The sequence below is a fragment of the Mesorhizobium sp. M7A.F.Ca.ET.027.03.2.1 genome, from assembly GCF_003999175.1.
Classification (GTDB): domain Bacteria; phylum Pseudomonadota; class Alphaproteobacteria; order Rhizobiales; family Rhizobiaceae; genus Mesorhizobium.
In genome coordinates, this window is the sequence record NZ_RZOM01000493.1 from 1 (window position 1) to 4,419 (window position 4,419).

3 protein-coding genes are annotated in these 4,419 nt (G+C 60.8%); all 3 read right to left on the reverse strand.

Annotated features, from left to right (window positions below; genetic code table 11):
• Window positions 1-9: 9 nt before the first annotated feature.
• Window positions 10-1,278, reverse strand: a complete 1,269-nt coding sequence (locus EN750_RS20525; RefSeq protein ID WP_127397484.1) for a cyclopropane-fatty-acyl-phospholipid synthase family protein — start codon at window positions 1,276-1,278, stop codon at window positions 10-12.
• Window positions 1,279-1,638: 360 nt separating this feature from the next.
• The gene (locus EN750_RS20530; protein ID WP_127397485.1) at window positions 1,639-3,114 is read right to left on the reverse strand and encodes a TadE/TadG family type IV pilus assembly protein; all 1,476 of its coding nucleotides are present in this window, start codon (window positions 3,112-3,114) and stop codon (window positions 1,639-1,641) included.
• Window positions 3,115-3,454: 340 nt separating this feature from the next.
• Window positions 3,455-4,324 carry a transglutaminase family protein gene (locus tag EN750_RS20535; protein ID WP_127397486.1) on the reverse strand — a complete coding sequence of 290 codons (870 nt, stop codon included), beginning with the start codon at window positions 4,322-4,324 and terminating at the stop codon, window positions 3,455-3,457.
• Window positions 4,325-4,419 lie beyond the last annotated feature (95 nt).

Here is a 4,419-nt window from a genome sequence, read left to right on the forward strand (position 1 = left end):
TCCTGTAAGCTATCGATACAGATCCGCCCGCGTCGGCGGCAGGCCGCTTGGACCACGCGCGCGCTTGGTCACGACGGTCTGGAAAATCTGCGCCGAGGCGCGTTCGAAGGTGATCGAACAGCCCGTCAGGTAAAGCAGCCATAGCCGTGCCTTGGCTTCGCCCACCTCGGCGATTGCCTCGTCGAACCTTTCGTGCAGCCGCTCCGCCCACAGTCTGCAGGTGCGGGCATAGTGCTCGCGCAGGTTCTCGACATCGTAGACGAGAAAACCATGCGCCTCGAGATTACCTGTTGTCATGCCGATCGTGTCGAGTTCGCCGCCGGGGAAGATGTATTTGAGCAGCGCCTTGTACTCCGGCCCCTTGCGCAGGGTCTTCTTCAATTCGCCCTTGCTGCGCCGGGTGATGGCGTGGTGCAGATAGATGCCGCCCGGCTTCAGCAGGCGATGAATGGTCTTAAAATAGGTGGCGTGGTTGGCGAGCCCGAGATGTTCGAACATGCCGATCGACGAGATCTTGTCGAACGAGCCGGTGAGTTCGGCATAGGATTTGATCTCGATGGTGATGCGGTCCTCCAGCCCTTCGGCGCGGATGCGTTCGCGGGCAAGATCGGTCTGCGCCTGCGACAGCGAGACACCGTGGCCGATAACACCATAGTTCTTCGCGGCATGGATGAGCATCGCTCCCCAGCCACAGCCGATGTCGAGCAGTCGTTCGCCAGGCTTCAGCCGGAGCTTGCGACAGATATGGTCGAGCTTGTCGATCTGTGCTTGATCGATGCCATTGGCGAAATCCTTGAAGTAGCCGCAGCTGTAGACCATGCGCTCGTCGAGGAAGAGCCGGTAGAAGGCGTTCGAAATGTCGTAGTGATGCTGGATCGCCTCCTGGCTCGAACCGCTGACATAAGGATTGCGCCCCGACAGATCGGTCCGCGCCGTCATCTGCTTGCGCGCCAAAAGCACGGAAGGCAGGTCGCGCAGGATCGCCATTTTCGGCAGCGATTTGAGCTTGGTTCTGAGCTTGCCTTGCGATGGCAGGGCGTAGAAGTCGAAAATCGTCCCGTCTTCGATGTCGATCGTTTTGGAAATCCACATCTCGATCAGCGTCGACAGGGACGGTCGCTTCACGATCTGCCAGACGATGTCCTGGTCGTTGATGGTGAGCACCGGACCCGTGGCGGGGCCGATCCGCTCTCCGGTCCATAGCCTGACGGCAAATCCCGGTTTCAATGTTTCGATCACCGTTCGAACGATGCGAGCGGCCTTTTCGGCTGCCTCCATGCGATTCCTCCGAATGCCGACCCCCGGAGCGGAAGTTTGCCCGGCCTGCCTGGCAACCGCAAGCCGGCTCGCACCAGGCCCGCCCGTAGGCTAATTTCAGACCCGCACCTTGTCTTTTGCTGCAATGCACCCCATCATGAGTATGTGTTCAACAAATCGAAAGGAGGTGATCCGATGTCGAGTGATTTCGTTTTCCAGAACGTGGCCTCAGCGGATTGCACTTTCGGGAAGCAGTCTTCCCGTTAAGGCGCGAAATGCGCGGCAGGTGACCCGATAGGTCGCCGCCATGGGCCGCGCCACGGACGGAAACACGGAAGGCCGCCGGCTTCGAAAGAAGCGGCGGCCTTTTCCGTTTGCGGACTACTGGGTCAATGCGACCTTTTCGGTGTTGCGAATGATCTCCTGAAAGGCATCGTCCAATTCGGCTCCGGTGGACACGTCGAAGAAATGCCTCTTGGCGGCGGAGGTATCCTTCGACGAACAGTCCTTCAGCACCGCCTTTGCCTGGTCCCGCTCGGTTGCCGACATGTCCTTGTCGTCCAGATCGAAGCCAATGGTGAAAATCTCGATGCCATCATTTTTCATGTTTTCGCACAGCGTTTCGGCGTTGCCGCGCGCAAGGTTGCCCTGGCTGTTGTACCTGTCCCCAGCCCCGGCGAAGGCGGTATTGAACTGGCCATCGGTCATCAGGATCGCGACCTTGGCGATCTTCTTCGGATCGGCATCCGAGGCGCCTTTGCCGAGACCGGCGTTCCTGATTGCAGTGCGCCATTGCGGCGACAGCATATAATAGGTCCACTGAATGGCGATCGCGCCGGCCGTGTAGCCATCGGCCTGGAAGTCCTCGATCGATTCAAGCAATGCATCGGAGTCGGCGGTCAGCGGGATCACTTCCGCATCAGGGCACCTGTTCATATCTCCGCCGAGATGATCGTCCCGGTTGACCAGGGCATAGTATTTCTTGCCGTTCCTGTCGGTGCGAACAGTGTCTGGGCCGTCGGCGCTCATATCCGCGTTGCCGTTCTTGTCCTTGCGCTCGGTGGCGCAATTGTCCGGGCGTGGCATCGCCGCGCCGACAATGGAGATGTAGTCGCTGAAGGACGGCAGCAGATTTTTGCCCGTCTTGGCGATGAGAAGCGGACTGCCGGCGACGGGTGGCAGCTCAGAGCTGCCTTGCTTCTCGGCATAGAGGTTTTCCGCCAGCTTGCCGGCGTTGACGCCAGACGCGTAAGGCACAATCGCTACGCGGATGCGGGGGTTCTGCGGATCCTGCTTCTGCAGCATCGTCAGAACAGCATTTTTTGCAGCAGCTTTCAGATCGCCGATCTTGTCGACCTTGCCGCGCTTGGCCATCGATCCCGTTATGTCCAGCATCATTGCCACTTCGACGGTCTTGTCCGAATAGAGCGCAGTTGTGGAAGCGGTGACGCGTTTCATGTCGCCCGTGCCAAAAATCGGAAAGTACAGCGCGACATCGATATGGGCGTCGGCCTGAACCGTCTTGGCAGTCCTGTTGACGATCAGCCTGTCGAGCACGATCTGGTCGGCCTGCAGAATGCCTGCTTGGCTGTTGGCGTCGAGAAAGGCCTGCACCGAATTGTCGGCATCGGCTTCCTTGATGACGCCGGTCGTCAGGTCGCGTGCCGTCGACGTGACCGCGGCGTCGACCACGCCTTGGAGGCTCGATCTGGCATTGTAGAGCTGCGATACGTTGACCGAGAAGCCCGCTGCCAGCGCCAAGACCGAGGCGCTAAGGCCGAACAGGACCGCGAAATTTCCACCGCGATCCCTGGCGAAGCCGCCGACCGCGTGAACAAGACCCCCGTAATTCCGCATCCTACAGCCTCCACTCGCCTCGGCCTCGTCGCCGCGGAAAGGGCAATGCAGGATTCCCGCCGGATGTCGCCTTGGCCTGGCGGAGAGCTCGCCTTCCAACAGCAAGTCGTTGTTTTTGTTGAGTTTTGGAACCCGCAAAGGTGAACGGTTGGTAAACGGGAACGCGCCGTGGCGCTCGCGTTTACCGGCCGCTTACCATGATCTGGCCCAAGGCATCGCGACGCCATCGACGGCGTCCTGTTGCGGCACAAGCTCACTGTGCCGAAGCGGACCATGTGTCCCGAAAGTTGCGCCTGGAAAGAACCTCGCTGCCACCCTGTCGCATCGGTAGGCGTCGCGATTACGCCAGCATCTGTGCGCTGACGGTCCTGTCGATGCCGTGGTAGGGCGGGTTGAACAGATTGCCTTCCTGTTCATAGGTCCACACCTTGAACAGGCTGAGCCGGTGGGGGCCGAAACTGTGCAGCAGCGGCACGTCGGTGGCGTCGCGGCCGCGGGCGATGACGATACGGCCGATTCTGGGCGTGTTGTGGCGAGGATCGAACGTGTACCATTTGCCGTCGAGGAACACTTCCAGCCACGCCGAGAAGTCCATCGGCGCCGGATCGGCTGGCACGCCGATATCGCCGAGATAGCCGTTCACGTAGCGTGCCGGAATATTCATGCAGCGGCAAAGCGCGATCGCCAGATGGGCGAAGTCACGGCAGACCCCGACGCGCTCCTCATGCGCCTGCGCCGCGGTGCGGGTCGAGCGCGCATAGCCATAGCCGAACGACAGCCGGTTGTGGACATAGTCGACGATCGCCTGCACGCGCGCCCAGCCGGACGGGATGTCACCGAAGAGCTGCCAGGCCAGGCTGCTCAGATGATCCGTCTCGCAATAGCGGCTGCCCAGGAGATAACCGAGAACTTCGTCGGGCAGATCCGCCACCGGCACTTCCCTGGCCAGGGTGTTTACCTCGTCCGTCTCGCCGCTGTCCTCTACGACCGCGTCGTACAGGATGCGAAAACCACCGGCGGGCGCTGTGAAGCGCCGGCAGGCATTGCCATGCAGATCGTGGTACAGTCTTGTCGGCACCGCGGGCGAGGTCAGCACCCGCGTCTGCCGCTTGATGTCGCCCTGCCTGTCCCGATGGATCTCGAGCACTGAAATCACCGGCGTGGCGGCTACGCATTCGATGGCGATTTCGTAGCCGAGCCGGATCAGCACCGTTGGTCCCCCTTCGATCGTTGTTGTGAGAAGCAGTCCTTCCCAAACGCCCGGAGGATATCGTGGTTCCCTGGGCCGATCGAAAAGCACGCCCC

Coding starts and splice junctions, on each gene's coding strand:
- EN750_RS20530 (WP_127397485.1), bottom strand. CDS start 3,114: ATGCGGAATTACGGGGGTCTTGTTCACGCGGTCGGCGGCTTCGCCAGG.
- EN750_RS20525 (WP_127397484.1), bottom strand. CDS start 1,278: ATGGAGGCAGCCGAAAAGGCCGCTCGCATCGTTCGAACGGTGATCGAA.